The 14099-nt window shown below is 71.6% G+C and carries 18 protein-coding genes; 8 read left to right on the forward strand and 10 right to left on the reverse strand.

Annotated features, from left to right (window positions below):
• Positions 1-56: 56 nt before the first annotated feature.
• Together OHT61_RS01665 and OHT61_RS01670 are read right to left on the reverse strand one after the other, a co-directional pair.
• A complete protein-coding gene (locus tag OHT61_RS01665) occupies positions 57-1046 on the reverse strand; it encodes a hypothetical protein (protein WP_329034349.1) in 990 nt (329 codons plus the stop codon).
• Between the two features lie 225 nt (positions 1047-1271).
• Positions 1272-1745: a VOC family protein gene (locus OHT61_RS01670; RefSeq protein WP_329034351.1), complete on the reverse strand. Its 474-nt coding sequence runs from the start codon at positions 1743-1745 to the stop codon at positions 1272-1274.
• A gap of 794 nt (positions 1746-2539) precedes the next feature.
• On the opposite strand from OHT61_RS01670, the gene OHT61_RS01675 reads away from it, so the two are divergent.
• The gene (locus tag OHT61_RS01675) at positions 2540-2974 is read left to right on the forward strand and encodes a hypothetical protein (protein ID WP_329034353.1); all 435 of its coding nucleotides are present in this window, start codon (positions 2540-2542) and stop codon (positions 2972-2974) included.
• A 222-nt stretch (positions 2975-3196) separates the two neighbouring features.
• On the opposite strand, the gene OHT61_RS01680 is transcribed toward OHT61_RS01675, so the two are convergent.
• The 4 genes from OHT61_RS01680 to OHT61_RS01695 form a co-directional block, all read right to left on the reverse strand.
• Positions 3197-3373, reverse strand: a complete 177-nt coding sequence (locus OHT61_RS01680; protein WP_329034355.1) for a CsbD family protein — start codon at positions 3371-3373, stop codon at positions 3197-3199.
• A gap of 373 nt (positions 3374-3746) precedes the next feature.
• Positions 3747-4040: a hypothetical protein gene (locus tag OHT61_RS01685; RefSeq protein ID WP_329034357.1), complete on the reverse strand. Its 294-nt coding sequence runs from the start codon at positions 4038-4040 to the stop codon at positions 3747-3749.
• 131 nt (positions 4041-4171) lie between these two features.
• Positions 4172-5014 (reverse strand): alpha/beta fold hydrolase, encoded by an 843-nt coding sequence (locus OHT61_RS01690; protein WP_329034358.1) that lies wholly within the window; start codon positions 5012-5014, stop codon positions 4172-4174.
• 211 nt (positions 5015-5225) lie between these two features.
• Positions 5226-6077, reverse strand: a complete 852-nt coding sequence (locus OHT61_RS01695) for an endonuclease/exonuclease/phosphatase family protein (protein WP_329034360.1) — start codon at positions 6075-6077, stop codon at positions 5226-5228.
• Positions 6078-6255: 178 nt separating this feature from the next.
• Here OHT61_RS01695 and OHT61_RS01700 point away from each other — a divergent pair, with 178 nt between their 5' ends.
• Together OHT61_RS01700 and OHT61_RS01705 are read left to right on the forward strand one after the other, a co-directional pair.
• A complete protein-coding gene (locus tag OHT61_RS01700) occupies positions 6256-6726 on the forward strand; it encodes a DIP1984 family protein (protein ID WP_329034362.1) in 471 nt (156 codons plus the stop codon).
• A 460-nt stretch (positions 6727-7186) separates the two neighbouring features.
• Entirely contained in the window at positions 7187-8008 is an 822-nt protein-coding gene (locus OHT61_RS01705) for a thioesterase II family protein (RefSeq protein ID WP_329034363.1), read from the forward strand.
• Positions 8009-8035: 27 nt separating this feature from the next.
• On the opposite strand, the gene OHT61_RS01710 is transcribed toward OHT61_RS01705, so the two are convergent.
• The gene (locus OHT61_RS01710; RefSeq protein WP_329034365.1) at positions 8036-8584 is read right to left on the reverse strand and encodes a GNAT family N-acetyltransferase; all 549 of its coding nucleotides are present in this window, start codon (positions 8582-8584) and stop codon (positions 8036-8038) included.
• Between the two features lie 176 nt (positions 8585-8760).
• Here OHT61_RS01710 and OHT61_RS01715 point away from each other — a divergent pair, with 176 nt between their 5' ends.
• Positions 8761-8982 carry a hypothetical protein gene (locus tag OHT61_RS01715; RefSeq protein ID WP_329034367.1) on the forward strand — a complete coding sequence of 74 codons (222 nt, stop codon included), beginning with the start codon at positions 8761-8763 and terminating at the stop codon, positions 8980-8982.
• 244 nt (positions 8983-9226) lie between these two features.
• Here OHT61_RS01715 and OHT61_RS01720 read toward each other — a convergent pair whose 3' ends face one another.
• Both OHT61_RS01720 and OHT61_RS01725 read right to left on the reverse strand, forming a co-directional pair.
• On the reverse strand, positions 9227-9622 hold the full coding sequence (locus OHT61_RS01720) for a TraR/DksA family transcriptional regulator (protein ID WP_329034369.1): 396 nt from the start codon (positions 9620-9622) through the stop codon (positions 9227-9229).
• A 126-nt stretch (positions 9623-9748) separates the two neighbouring features.
• Complete coding sequence (locus OHT61_RS01725) at positions 9749-10252, reverse strand: metallophosphoesterase family protein (protein ID WP_329034371.1); 504 nt, start codon at positions 10250-10252, stop codon at positions 9749-9751.
• A 268-nt stretch (positions 10253-10520) separates the two neighbouring features.
• Here OHT61_RS01725 and OHT61_RS01730 point away from each other — a divergent pair, with 268 nt between their 5' ends.
• A complete protein-coding gene (locus OHT61_RS01730) occupies positions 10521-10910 on the forward strand; it encodes a DoxX family protein (RefSeq protein WP_329034373.1) in 390 nt (129 codons plus the stop codon).
• A 118-nt stretch (positions 10911-11028) separates the two neighbouring features.
• Here the strand turns inward: OHT61_RS01730 and OHT61_RS01735 are convergent, their stop codons facing one another.
• Positions 11029-11415 (reverse strand): hypothetical protein, encoded by a 387-nt coding sequence (locus OHT61_RS01735; protein WP_329034375.1) that lies wholly within the window; start codon positions 11413-11415, stop codon positions 11029-11031.
• Between the two features lie 84 nt (positions 11416-11499).
• Between OHT61_RS01735 and OHT61_RS01740 the strand changes: the two genes are divergently transcribed.
• The 3 genes from OHT61_RS01740 to OHT61_RS01750 all read left to right on the forward strand — a co-directional run bounded on the left by OHT61_RS01740 (position 11500) and on the right by OHT61_RS01750 (position 13999).
• Positions 11500-11934 (forward strand): RICIN domain-containing protein, encoded by a 435-nt coding sequence (locus OHT61_RS01740; protein ID WP_329034377.1) that lies wholly within the window; start codon positions 11500-11502, stop codon positions 11932-11934.
• Positions 11935-12094: 160 nt separating this feature from the next.
• Positions 12095-12508: an SRPBCC family protein gene (locus OHT61_RS01745; protein WP_329034379.1), complete on the forward strand. Its 414-nt coding sequence runs from the start codon at positions 12095-12097 to the stop codon at positions 12506-12508.
• A 162-nt stretch (positions 12509-12670) separates the two neighbouring features.
• Complete coding sequence (locus tag OHT61_RS01750; RefSeq protein WP_329034380.1) at positions 12671-13999, forward strand: cation:proton antiporter domain-containing protein; 1329 nt, start codon at positions 12671-12673, stop codon at positions 13997-13999.
• The last annotated feature ends 100 nt before the right edge of the window (positions 14000-14099 follow it).

Raw genomic sequence — 14099 nt, forward strand, 5'->3', positions numbered from 1 at the left:
TACGGGGCGGCGCGTACGGGGGGTGGCTCGGCCGCGGCGGCGCGTGCGGGGTCGGCTCAGCCGCGACGGCGGGAGTGCCGGGCGAACTGCTGCTCGGCCTCCGCCATGTAGGTCCAGGGCCAGCTGGTGTAGGCGCCGTCGAGCGCCCGGAAGATCCGCTTGGCCGCGTGGCGCTCGTCGGCGAGGGACAGCGCCATGCCGAACATGTTGAAGTCCTGCTGCCAGCCGGGGCGCCGCTCGTAGTCGGGGTGGAGGATGCTGTGCTCCGCCGCTTCCCTCAACTCCGCCTGGATGCGGGGAGTCTCCAGGCACTCCTGGTTGTCCGACTCCACCCAGTCCTCGATGTGCGCCATGGCCATCACGCAGCCCAGGCGGTGCCCATGCGGGGTACGGGCTATCGCGTCACGGGCGAACTCCATGCCCTGACCGGGCTCGCCGCCCCAGCGCGGCTGCAACTGCTGGAGCCATTCCACATGGATGTCCAGGTTCAGCGGGTCGCGGCGCATCGCGGCGTCGAGCCGGGTCTCGTTGACCGCGAGGCCCAGCGACATGCCACGGCCGGAGGTGAGCAGATGGCGCCACGGTGTCACCCAGTCTGGGCGCAGCTCCGCGGCCTCGAACAGATGCTGTTCGGCGATGTGGAGACGCTCGTGGAACACCCGCCACTGGTCCCGCGTGACGTTCACGGCGCGGGCGGCCGTGCGTGCCTCCCACCCCCAGCTGACGTGGCGCGCACCGGATATCAGGAGGGCCGTCGCGCGGTGGTCCTTGTCCTCGTCGGCGGCACGGCCTATCCAGTCCTGCAGGCCTTCCCAGGTGGCGAGTTCGCCCAGGACCGGCTGGTCGTGACCGATGTCGAAAGGAGCCAGCGCGGCCTTGACCGCCGCCCAGTCACCCTCGTCGGCCGCCTCCAGCAGGGCCAGCACCCGCGCGTCGCCGAGCGCGCGCAGTGTGTACATCCCGTTCTTGTGTCTGCGGGGGACGGGAAGGGCATGCGGATCCGTCGGCGGCCTCTCCCCGGTCCTGTCGAACAGCTTGCCGAACATGCCGCACCCTCCCCTGGTCCCGCGTGATCATCGGGGTGCAGCATAAGCGGCGCCACCGACAGTGCGTCCACAGGGTATTCACGGGTGCTTCACGTGTTCCCCCCGACCGTCGCCCCCTCCCGGCGACGCTGCGCGCATGCCTGTCGTACGTGGCTCACCGGGGGCGGTTCACCATCCTCCCGGGAGCGCGTGTCCGGTACGGGACGCGGGCGACGACGCAGAGGTTCAACGGCCCGGGAAGCGCTGCGTGATCTCCTGGAGCACCCAACCGTTCCCGTCCGGATCACCGAACGTGGCGTACGAGCCGTAGCTCGCCCGATCGGGGTGCGGGCCACCCTCGCGGCCCTGGCCCGGGACGTCGTGCACTATCTTTCCGGCGTCGTGGCCATGGAAGTAGAGGCCCTTCGCATCGTGGAACACCTCGCTCACGTCGATCCCGCGGTCGACGAGTTCGGTGCGGGATTCCACGATGTCCGTCACGACGAGGTAAAGCCCCTGGGACGAACCCGGGGCCGCCGTCGTGAGCCCTTCACCGAAGATGATCGCGCATTCGGAGTCGGGAGGAGTCATATGGACGACGCGGTACCCATCCGTGATGTCCTTCGCGAGATCCAGACGAAAGCCCGCTTTCTCGTAGAATTCCTTGGCCCGGTCCACGTCGGAGACCGGCAGTACGATGAGTTCGAGTTTGAGCTTCATGTGCCCATTAACCCGCTGAGCGCAACCAGTCGCATCTCGGCCCGGCCCGGCATTCAGAGGTTCGCGCACGCCCGTCGTCGCCCACCGGATTCCATCGCCTCGCCGTGGCCGTCAAGCCCGTTCCCGACAGGCCGGTCACCGAACTCACCTGTCGTCACCCCGCCCACTGCGGACGGGAGATCCCACGCGGCCGGATACGGGTACGCACGGCAGCCCGCCGGACCAAACGCCGCCGTCGACTCCATCCGGCCGGTTCGACCGCCGACGACATCGCATCGGAATCGGGACGCACGAACCGGCAACTGACGCCCCCTCAACAGCTGGTTGCCGGCCCGCACAGCCGACCGCCGTATCGGACGACCCTCCGCGCCCACACCACTCGTCCTTTCCACGCCCTCTCATGACACACGGACCCGCACGGCCGGCCACCCCCGCGTACCCGACGCGCCGTTCCGTCCCTGCGCAACTCGTGGAGGGGGCCCGCAGCGGCACGAGCCGATGCGGCTGCCGGACGGCTGAGTCCGGTCCTCCCCCACCCTGCGCCCCCGACCGGCCCGTGCCCGCCTCGAAGGGCCGGCCCGGAACCGGCGTCACGACCGATACGCGTCGCAGGGTGCGCTACCTGCGGATCTCACGCATCGGCGCGAGGATCTCATCGTCAACATCGTGCGCTACATTCATTCTCCGGAGCGAAGAACACGGGCGGGGACGGGGTTCGGCTCTCGAATCACCGATTCCGCCGGGGCCTTCCGTGTGCGCTCCGGTCCAGTCCGTTGGGGGACGTGCGTACAGCCATGGAGAACAGGCAGGAAGACACCCGGGCCGGACAGAGCCATGAACGCCATGAGGTGACCATGCAACTGCGCGGCGTCCTGCGTCAGCTCTCGGGACCGGTTGCTCGCGCGCACCCGGCGGACGGGCAGGACGGCCCGGTGTTCGTCGACGAGAGCGGCCGCCGGAGCAAGACGCTGCGCAAGGTGGGGTGGCTGATCGCCGCCGTCTGCGCGGCCTTCGCGGCGTCCATCGTGCTGTCCCTCTTCGGCGGCGATTCGACCGCACCGTCGCTTCCGCTCACCACCCAGGAGGGGCACGGCGCGTCTGGGGTCACCGATGGTGAACCCGCGGCCGCCGACGGGACGCAGGATGCGTCCGGCTCACCCGAATCCGGTTCCTCCGTCGCCGGTCGCGACGGCGTCGAGGCCGGCGTCTCCGGCGACGACGAGGGATAGGCGCCACCGCCGCTCCGGGTGGTCCGGCCGGCCGTATGTCGACGCGCCCGGTTTCCCACGATGCCGGGTCGCGGGGGCAAGCATCCCGGCGCCTCCGCTGGGGCTTTCCGCGGCGTGCTCCGGCCGGGGGCCCGGCGGACGTGAACCACCCCTACGGGCTGGACAGGGCTGATCCCGGCGGCCAGGGGGAGGTCCGGCCGCCGGGATCGGTGGGGAGAGACGTCACTTGGACTTGAACGCGTCCTTGGCCTTCTCCTTGGCCTCGCGGAGGTCGCCCTTGGACTCCTCGGCGCGGCCTTCGGCCGTCAGCGACTCGTTGCCCACCGCCCCGCCCACGGTCTTCTTGATCTTGCCCTTGGCCTGCTCGCTCTTCGCCTGAGTCTTCTCGTCCGCAGCCATGAAACTCACATCCCGCCATATTCGACAACATCTTCGCCCACCGTCTGACCTGAGGATCTCGGGCTAAACCACGAAGACGTCCGGACGGCGGACGAGCGCCTCCGGACCGCCGGCGTACACGGAACCCGGACGCCGCCGGGCGGCGGACGCCCGGGCATGCGAAGGCCCCGGGCGGCGGGGGCCGACCGGGGCGAACGGGGATGCGGGTCCGGAGGGCGGTCGCCTCGCGGCGGAGGGCTCCATGGGGCTTCAGCCGAACGATCTTCCCCATGGGCTATAGGTGAGGCCCGGGGACACTGTCCCCTCCGTACCCACGTAGACCCTGCCGCGCCTGGTCACGCCGGGCGGCCCCGGGCGGCACCGGGCGCCGGACTCAACCCGTCGATTCGTCCGGGGTGGGGTGTTCGGGGTGCACACCCGCGTTGCGCGCCGCGTCACGCCCCGAGCCGGCCTCGTCGAGGTCGGGGCCGTCCTCCTCCGGTGCGGCGTCATCGGCGCCGGTCCCGGTGTCCGACTGGCCTCGGGGACGCTCGGTGCCGGGTGGGACGATCACGTCGAGAGCGTCCTCGCCCTCCTGTGCCTGCTGGTCGGGCATGTCGGCGGGAACCGGCGGCGGACTGGCCTCGGCCCCGGTGTAGGCGGTTCCGGAGGGCCTGCGGTCGGTCATGTCGTGCCTCCTGTCGTTGCGTGGCAGCTCGTCTGCGAGCCGGTGTCGCCCTTCGCGTACCCGGAGCGCTCCGCGCGACGCGTGCCGCGCCTCCCGCCCGGTCGCACGCCCACTCCGGCGCGCGCACACGGTCAGCCCACCGCTCCGCCGTCCGCCTCCCCCGGTCGCGCCGCACGCCTGATGGGCAGCATGGTCTCGACCCCGTCCTGCGCGAGGTGCTCCAGGATCAGCCGGTTGACCAGGGCGGACTTCTCCAGCGGCACCAGGTGGGAGGCGCCGGGCACTACTGCGAGTTCGGACCCGGTGACCGCCTGGTACAGGGCGATCGTGTGCTCCAGGGTCATCATGTCGTCGTCGCCGACCATGACCAGGACGGATGCCTCGATCCGGGCGAGGTCCGCGGCGGTGAGCGTCGGCTGGGTCCGCCACATCTCGATCACCTTCGCCGCGACCACCGGCCAGTGCTCCGGCCCGTCCGGAGTGACGGGTGCGTACATCTCCCGGAAGAACTCGAGGTCGTCACCATCGGGCGTCATCGCGTCGAGCATGGACGGTTCGACGAAGCTCTCCGCGGCGGGCCGGACGTTGGCGCCGATCGCCACCACCTTGCGGACCAGGTCGGGCCGCTCCATGGCGACGAGCAGCGCGACGACACCGCCGTCGCTCCAGCCCACCAGGTGCGCCGGTCCCCCGACGACTCCCTCCAGGAAGGCCACCGTGTCGTCGGCCATGTCCTGGTAGGTGAGCGGTCCCGCGACATCGGGGGTGTGCCCGTGCGCGCGTCGCTCGGGGAGGAAGAGCCGGAACTCCGCAGCGAGGTCGGCGCGCTGCGCTCCCCACGTGTCGTTGGTGCAGAACCCGCCGTGGAGCAGGAGCAGCGGATCGCCGCTCCCCTCGGTCTCGTACCACGTCCTGACACCGGGCAGGTCCACGTACTCACCCGCCGCCTGCGGCCTTTCCGGGCTCCCGTTCACCCCGTCAGTCTGCGCCGCGCCCGCGACGGACGCCACGCGGGGCGTCCGCGCCACCGCTCCCGCCTGTGCGCGGCGAGGACAGCGCGGGGCCCGGCCATCGCTCAGGGCGGGGTACGCGCCCGGCGCCCCGGACCCCCGTCCGCCGCGCACGTCGCGGGACCGATGGCGCGCGGCGGGCGGACGGCGGAATCGTGTGCTGCCCGGCCGGCGGTCAGGAGGTGACGAGGACCTTGCTGAGCAGCGGCAGGTGGTCGGACGCGGTCGGCTCGGCCCCCGCGACACGTGTCACGAGCGGTGTGACGCCGCGGGTCGTGTAGACGACGTCGATCCGCTCGGTCGGGGCCTCGGCCGGGTAGGTGGCGCCGTCACCACGTCCGTGCAGGGACGTGGCCCACGCGTCGGTGTAGGCCTTCTGGAGCGGCTGCGACTCCGGCGCGGTCGGCAGGGCGTTGAAGTCACCGACGAGGATTCCGGGCTTCTTCGTGCCGATCATGTCGACGACCTGCGCGGTCTGCTGCAGGCGGTCGGTCTGCGAACTGGCGGACAGGTGGGTGTTGTAGAACTCCACCTTCTTGCCGCGGACGTCGATGGTCGCGTGCAGCAGTCCGCGCTGCTCCTGACCGGGCGTCCTGTAGAGCCAGGTGTTGTCCGACGCGGTGATGGGGTACCGGGAGAGGATCGCGGTTCCGTACTGCACGCGATGACCACCCGGGGCGGGCGGGGCGTTGTCGATGTTGGCGCCGAACACCACGTGGTAGCCGAGCATCGCGGCGAGTTCGGCGGGCTGGTCGGCCCATTCGCTGCGCGCCGAGTAGTGGTTGTCGACCTCCTGCAGGCCCACCACGTCGGCGCCGCTCCGGCGGACGACGGCGGCGATCCGTTCGAGGTCGAGCGCGTCATCGGTGCCCTGGGCATGGTGGATGTTGAAGGACATGACGTCCAGCAGGCGGGGGCCGGTGATGTGGGCGGCCGAGGCGCCGTCGGCGGCCGAGGCCTGACCGGCAGCTCCGGTGGCGGCGAGCGCTACGACAGCGGCGATGACGGACAGGGTCCGGCGAAACATGGGGCCTCCTGGCTCAGGTTCACTTACGTTCGCGATCTTGGTGCGGGCCTCTGACGTGCCCGTGTCCGCCAGATGAAGCCCTGCCCGCCGCCAGATGTCGTCCGTCCCTTCCCGCTGTCGCCCTCGTCCGGATCCGTATACTCGACCGGGTTGTCGGGTGGGACGGGGATGAACGGTAGTGAAGCTCGCTGAGGCACTGGCGGAACGGGCCGAAGCCATGCGTCGCGTGGAGCAGTTGCGCTCACGCGTCGTCGGCAGTGCGCGGTACCAGGAGGGCGAGACGCCCGCCGAGGACGCGACTCTGCTGCTGGCGGAGGCCGGCGAGGTGCTGGACACCCTGGAGACGCTGATGGCCCGCATCAACCGGACCAATTCCGCCGTGGACATGGGCGCGGACGGCACGCTCACCGACGCGCTGGCACGGCGCGACGTGCTGCGGCTGCGCCACTCGGTCGTGACCGCGGCGGCCGATGCGGCGGCGGGTACGAGCGAGCGCGGCTACGGACGGCAGCTCCGGTCCGAGCTGATGATGCTTTCGGCGCTTCCAGTCGCGGAGCTGCGGAGCCGGGCGGACGCGCTCGCGCGGGACATCCGGGAGATCGACGTACGCATCCAGCGGACGAACTGGGAGGTGGACCTGCGGGACTGACCGGTCCGCGCAGGACCTGTCGATGTGGAGCAGGTAGTCGTTTCGGAGGCGTGCACGAACCGCGGGCCGGCGGATTCCGGCTCACTCCTGGCGCGTGAGGAGCAACGCGGGGGTTCGATTCCCCATCAACAGTGCAGCTCAGCATGGCGTACAGGTGACGGTGCACATCACACGGCACATCACCATGTGCAGATCCGAATCGGTGAGGGCGGGCTCGGGGTCTTCCACATCACAGCGGCAACGGGCGGCGTGAGACGTCACCCGCGGCGGTCCGGTCCTCGGCCGAAGCTCTCGGCACCGCGGAGCCGTCGGTCCAGGCGGAGCACGGGGCAGGCGCCGGGCCGGAGCCGGAGTCCGGTCTCTCCGGGAACCACTGAGCGCGCCGGGCGCGGGGTAGGTCCGACCCAGCAGCACCGGACGCCTCCGTGCGGCAGCACCTACAGACGAGGAAGACGCACACGTGAATCGAAGCGCGACGCCGCAACCGCGAAGGGCCGACGGCTGGATCACCAGGCCGCGGCCCCGGACCGCACCTGCCGTCCGGCTCTTCTGCCTCCCCTACGCCGGGGGCGCCGCCTCGGCCTACGCCCGGTGGCCGGCCTCCTTCGGCGCCGACGTGGAGGTCTGCGGCATAGAACCTCCGGGGCGTCAGTCGCGTTTCGGTGAACAGCCCTTCACCCGGATGGACTTGCTGGTCGACGCCCTGGCTACGGCGATCGAGCCCGAACTCGGCCTGCCTTACGCCCTCTTCGGGCACAGCATGGGATCGCTGGTCGCGTTCGAGCTGGCGCGTGAGCTGCGCCGCAGGGGCATCACCGGGCCCAGGGTCCTCTTCGTGTCCGGCGGCACCGCCCCGCAGTCGCGGCAGGCAGGGCCCCGGGTCCACGACCGGACCGACGCGATCGTGATCGACCGCATGCGTTCGCTGGGCGGCCTCTCCGAGGAGATCCTCGCCGAGACCGAACTGCTGAAGCTCCTGCTGCCCACGATCCGCGCCGACTTCGAACTCCTCGACACCTATGCCTACCGTCCGGGTCCCCCACTCGCGTGCCCGGTCGTCGCCTTCTCCGGTACGGAGGACCAGGCGGTACCGGCCTCACGGGTGGAGCCCTGGCGTGAACAGACGTCGGCCGCCTTCACGCACCACGCGTTGCCGGGCGGCCACTTCTTCCTGCGCAGCGCGCAGGAGTCACTTCTGCGGATGGTCCGTGCGTCACTGGCCCGGGAGTGCACCCCGGGCGACCGGCGCAGCGGCCCGGGAGCGGGCCGTACCCCGGCGTAGCCGGCGGCGCCGCGCACCGCCCGCTGATCAGGTGCGGGGGCGGTCGAGTCCCCATGTCTGCAGTTCGAACGCGCGCCCCTTGTCCTCGCCCTGGATCAGAGGGCGGTCGAGGAGTCCGAAGCCCGCCCTGCGGGCGACGGCGACGCTGGCGGCGTTGTCCGCCTCCAGTTCCAGGATGACCTGCTCGGCGCCCAGCTGCTCGAAGGCGTAGGCGGCCATCACACGCACCGCACGCACCGCGAGCCCTTGCCCGCGGTGCGCGGGCCCGACCGCGTAGCCGATCTCCGTCCCTTCGGGGGCGCGGCGCAGCATCACCTCTCCGAGCGGTGCGCCGCCGTCGACGGTGATGGCGAGGAGGATGGTCGTACCCTCCTCGCGCAGCTGCCTGGCCCGCTTCAGCCGGTTCCGGGCCGCCGTCGCGTCGAAGGGCGAGACGATCGGAGTCCAGTAGGCGGTGTCCGGGTTGTCGAAGAGGGCCGGCATCGCTGTCAGGTCCCCCTCCGACCAGTCGCGGAGGACGAGACCCTCGCCCGGGAGCTCGAGCCGCTCGGGCAGGGACGAGGTGGTGCTGCTCATGCTGGGGACCCTCCTGGCCTGTACAGGACGACGAAGGATATCCGGGCCGGGCAGGTGCGCGCGCATCGTTTTCGACGGCTGTTCGCACACCCGCCACGGCGGATCGCAGGCGCCGCACGTCGAGCGTCCCGGGCCAGCGGTGGCGCGCGACCCGCTCCCGGAGGCACCGTGGATGGATGAACCCGCCCGTCACCGTTCACCACCTGAGTCCGGACGGGGGCCGCCGCGTCTCCGTGCGGAGTTCCGTCGACACGCACATCCTCGGCATCGCTTACAGCGACCGCGATGTCGTCGAGTTCCTGCGCCGTACCGGACTCGAGGACCCTGATCTGCTGCTCGACGATCCCGCGTGGGTCAGATGGCGCGGCGGAAGACCGCACGAATGGGCCGCCGCGTAGGGAGGACCGTCCCGCCGGCGCCCTCAGGTACCGGGCGCACCCGGCACCGGCGAACCGGATCGGTGGGCGGTGTGCGTCACCTGGGCATCGGGCGAACCGGGATGGTGCGCGGTGCCAACCGGGATGTGCGCGGTGCGGGCCGGGATGTGTGCGGTGCGGGCCGCCGCCCCGGCGGCGGACGGCCGCCAGGCCAGGCGTCGGGACCCGCCGGGGGCGGCAAAGGCGCCTCGCGGGAGCCTCGCGTTCAGCGGCGGACGGCGGCGCAGCGTACGCAGGTGCTCGCCGCCGGGCGTACCAGCAGGCGTTCTTCCGGAATCGGTCCGCCGCAGTCCTCGCACACCCCGTAGTCACCTGCGTCGAGCCGCTGCACAGCCCGGTCCAGGTCGTCCAGAGAGCTGCGCGCCTGTGCCCGGAGCGACGCGATGTGGGAACGCTCGAAGGCCGTGCTCGATCCCTCCGGGTCGTGTTCGTCGTCGACCGCCACGAGGGCGTTCGCCTCGACGATGCCGTCGTACTCGCGGCTCAACGAGGCGATGCGCGCGAGCGTGTCCGCACGCTCGGCCGTCAGAAGGGCGCGTACGCGCTCGGGCTCGATCGGTGAAGAGGACGAGGAGGACGGTGAGGTGGACGAGTCACTCATCCCGTCGACAACTCTCCCGACAGGGTGAATATTCCCCTGCGGCTCCCATGACCGCCCCGGGAAACGGCCTCCGGGCGGGTGGCCATGACGCGGACGGGGCGGGACCCGCCCCAGGACGGCCAACGGTCACTTCCCGTGAGGAAGACGGTGCAGGCGTACGTCGCCGAGTTGTCCGCCCGAGACCTCGGCGGTCATGTACGTGCGGTAGGGCTGTCTCCGCCGGTCGGTCGGTGAGCCGGGGTTGAGCAACCGCAGCCCGCCGGGAGCGACGGTGTCCCACGGGATGTGACTGTGACCGAACACCAGGACGTCCAGGCCGGGAAAGCGGGCCGCGCAGCGCTGCTCACGCCCCCGAGCCGCCCCCGTCTCGTGCACGACCCCCAGGCGGATCCCCGCGAGCTCGACGCGTGCGGTCTCGTCGAGCCTGGCCCGCAGCTCCGCTCCGTCGTTGTTGCCGAACACGCCCACGAGGCGCCGCGCACGCGCCTCGAAGAGGTCCAGCGTGGCGACATCGACCCAGTCACCGGCGTGAACGACGACATCGGCTGCGTCGACGGCCTCCAGCAGGGCGGCGGGCACCTGCCTGGCGCGCTTGGGTACGTGGGTGTCCGAGGTCAGCAGCAGGCGCACCGTGTCACTCCCGGTCCTTCGGATCGGCGCTGTGAGAAGTGCGGGTCATCGTGGCACGCACCTCCCCTTCGCACCGTTTCAGCCACGCCGGGCCGCGTGCGCCGCAGGTGTCCGCCCATGACCGGGGGCCGGGTACCGCGCGGACAGCAGGGCGTGGAGACAGCGGCGGGGATGCCGGCCCGTGCGGGGCGGGGATGTCGGCCCGTGCGCTCCTTACCGCGGGGTAACCTTTGTGGCCCGGACCGCCGACCCAGCCCCAGGAGCCCTCATGGCACGCGTCGTCCGTCGCACCCCCGGTTCGCCGCTGCTGCTCGCAGGCCTTCTCGCCGCAGCGGGACTCGCACACTTCGCCGTCCCGCGGCCGTTCGACGCGATCGTGCCCCGGGCCCTCCCCGGCAGCCCCAGGGTCTGGACCAGGGCCAGTGGCGTCGTGGAGCTGACGCTTGCGGCAGGACTCGCAGTGCCCCGCACCCGGAAGCTGAGCGCCCGGGCGACCGCGCTCTTCTTCGTCGGAGTCTTCCCCGCCAACGTCCAGATGGCGTACGACTGGCGCGACCGCCCGGCACCGGCGCGGGGGCTCGCCCTCGGCCGGCTCCCCCTGCAGGTCCCCCTGTACCTGTGGGCCCGTGCGGCGGACCGCTCCGCGTCCGCGAAGTAGCTCGCCGGCCGCAGCCGCCAGGGAGACACGGCACGGCCGTGCCGGGGCGGGGTACCGGTCCCGGGCATCCGGCACGGCCGGGCTCCGCATGCCCGGGACGAGCGGGTGCAGGGACGGCTCAGTCCTCGGTGAATTCCTTCTTGGCGCAGATCTCGCCGGGACCGTTCCAGCAGATCTTCATCAGGTACTTGGCCGCGTAGGGAACGACGTTGTAGTCGAAGTACCCGCAACCGGCGTCACCACCGTCCGCCTTCGTCTCCTTGAGCTGCCAGCCACCGATGTAGACGTAGAGCTTTCCTGTCACGCCGTACCCGTCGGCGCGCGTGTCGCAGACCCTGAACGTGTCCGGGTCCGGGTCCAGGTGCGTCATCGTGCCGAGCGAATGGCCGTCGATGTCGGACAGGAACAGCGTGGTGTCGGCCGCGCTGGCGGAACCGGATGTTCCCATCACCAGCGCGAATGCCGCGCCTCCTGCCAACACGGTGCGCGAGACCCATGACTTCACTGCTGGGCCACCTCCAAGGTTCTCGGGTGCGAACGGAAGGCCCCAGTCAAGCGCAACCACCGCGATCACCCGGAGGCGCCCCCCATGTACCGTCCCGGGAGACGTACTTATGGGGCTGTCACCTGCTCGCGGGCATGCCTGGACGTGGCGGCGGACTCGCGGACGGCAGGGGGCGACGTCCAGCGGTGGTCCTTCAACGGGCTGGGCACGCAGGACTGGACACTGCGCGCACGCGGCGGCGGGCACTTCACCCTCACCGGACGCAACAGCGGGCACTGCCCGGACGTCGAGAACGGTTCCGGCACGGCGGGGGCGAACGTCCGGCAGTGGTACTGCAACGCCCAGTCGGCTCAGGACTGGCGCCTGGAGAACGTCGGGCGCGGCTACTACCGTCTGGTCTCCCGGTCGAGCGGCCAGTGCCTCGACGTGGCCGAGGGCTCGCGTGCCCCGGGCGCCGGCGTCCGGCCATGGCCGTGCAACGGCCTCCAGCCGCAGACCTGGCGGCTCGAGCGCGTGTGACCACGGGCGCACGGCGACGCGCCGGCCGTCGCCGTGCGCAGCGGTCCCCCCGGGGCGGTCCTCGGGCGAACGGGTGGATTCCGCCATGCCGAAGCGATCGTTTCGACAGGCGCCGGGCATGGTGTGGGCCGTGTGCATCCAGCCGGTGGACACTGACGCGATGAGCGAGTACGAACGGGCACGGACGATGCCCGCCCTGCCCGAGCACACCTTCGACCAGGCCGCCGACGTGGACGAACTGAACGCCTGGCTGCCGCGGGGCCTGAGCCTGGACGCTCGGGATCTGCCGTCCGTCACCGTGCACGACGGCGCGACGCACCGGGACGTCCCCGCCGTCCTGCACGTCCACTCCGGACGGATGAGGCTCGAATGGGGCTCACGCGAGGCGGAGGGCTACACGGGCTGGCTGCAGGTCACCGACACCGGGTCCGGAGTCAGCGAGGTGACCGTCCACCTGTCCTTCGCCGACGGCGGTCACGACCCCGGTGAGCGGGCCGTGCACGCCGCGCTCGACAGCAGCCTCGAACGGCTGGAGGAGCAGGTACGGCTCCGCATCGACAACGTGGCCGGCTGACCCCGGCGGTAGCCCGACGACCTTCCCCCCCGGCCGGCGCACTCCCCGCGCCCTCCGCCCGTTCCCGGCGCGGCGGCATCACGACTCCCGCATTCCCGCTACAGGCACATGAAAGGGGTAGACGGCGCAGAACAATCGGATCAGGAGAGGGGAGTGGCCGGCGTGGCCATCACTACCACCGGCGCTGTGTACGGATGCCTCGGCCTGGGGGCCCTTCTCGCGGCAGTGCTCCCCCGGCTGCTGTCGCGCCGGCCCGTCTCCCCACCGATGGTGTTCCTGGCGTCGGGTGTGCTCGTCTACGCGCTGCCGCTGTCCCTGCCGCTGCCGCAGGTCGACCCCACGACGCACGGGGCCTGGGTGGAGCACCTGACCGAACTCTGCGTCATCGCCTCGCTGATGGGGGCGGGGCTCGCCATCAACCGTCCTTTCGGCCTGCGGCCCTGGGCGACCACCTGGCGACTGCTCGGCATAGCGATGCCGCTCACGATCGCCGCGACGGCCCTCGCGGCCTGGTGGCTGCTGGACTGGCCGCCGTACGTCGCTCTCCTCGTGGCGGCGGTGCTGGCACCGACCGACCCCGTGCTCGCCTCCGAGGTCCGCGTGGGTGAGCCGACCGACGCCGAGTACGACGAGGACGAGGTGCGCTTCGCCCTCACGAGCGAGGCGGGGCTCAACGACGGGCTGGCGTTCCCGTTCGTCCTCGCCGCGCTCGCACTGGCCGCCTCGGGCCAGGCCTGGTCGACGGACTGGATCGTGCACTGGGCCTGGAGCGACGTGGTCGTACGGCTCGTGGTGGGTGTGGCCGTGGGCATGGGGACGGGGCTGCTCCTCGGCCGCGTCCTCTTCCACGCGGGCGCGGCACCTCTCCGGCTCGCCGAGCACGGTGAGGGCTTCGTGGCGCTGGCCGCCACCCTCACCTCGTACGGCCTCGCCGAGTCGCTGCACGGTTACGGCTTCCTCGCGGTCTTCGTCGCCGCGTGCACCTTGCGCAGGTGCGAGCGGGGCCACGACTACCACCAGGTTCTCCACGAGTTCATCGAGCAGATAGAGCGGCTGCTCATGGCGGTGCTCCTGTTCGCGACGGGTGCCTTCATCGCGACGGGTGCCCTGGCCCACCTCACCTGGCAGGGTGCCGCGACGGGACTGCTGCTCCACCTGCTGATACGGCCGCTGACCGGCTGGCTCGCGCTGCTTCGGGGAACCGGGGCCCGTAAGGAGCGTCTGGTGACGGCGTTCTTCGGGATCCGGGGCATCGGTTCGTTCTTCTACCTCGCCTACGCCTGTGCCCGGGGGGAATTCGGCGGCTACGAGGACGAGATGTGGGCCGTCGTGGTCTTCACCGTGCTGGTCTCCGTGGTGCTCCACGGGGCCGCCGCCTCGCCGGTCACCGCCCGTCTGGACAGGAGGAACGGGGGGACGGGTGAAGGCCCGGCCGGCCAGGAGCCCGAGCGGCTCGGCCAGGGCGACGGTGTGCCCCGGGGGCGTGTCTGAGAACGCCTGGGGCGAGGTGCGGAGTGCTCCGCCCCACGCGGCGGGCACCGCCTTCGCACCGCTTTCTCCCCTCCCGGGCACGACAAGAGCCCCACGGTGT

Source organism: Streptomyces sp. NBC_00178 (genome assembly GCF_036206005.1).
In the GTDB taxonomy this organism is placed as follows: Bacteria; Actinomycetota; Actinomycetes; order Streptomycetales; family Streptomycetaceae; genus Streptomyces.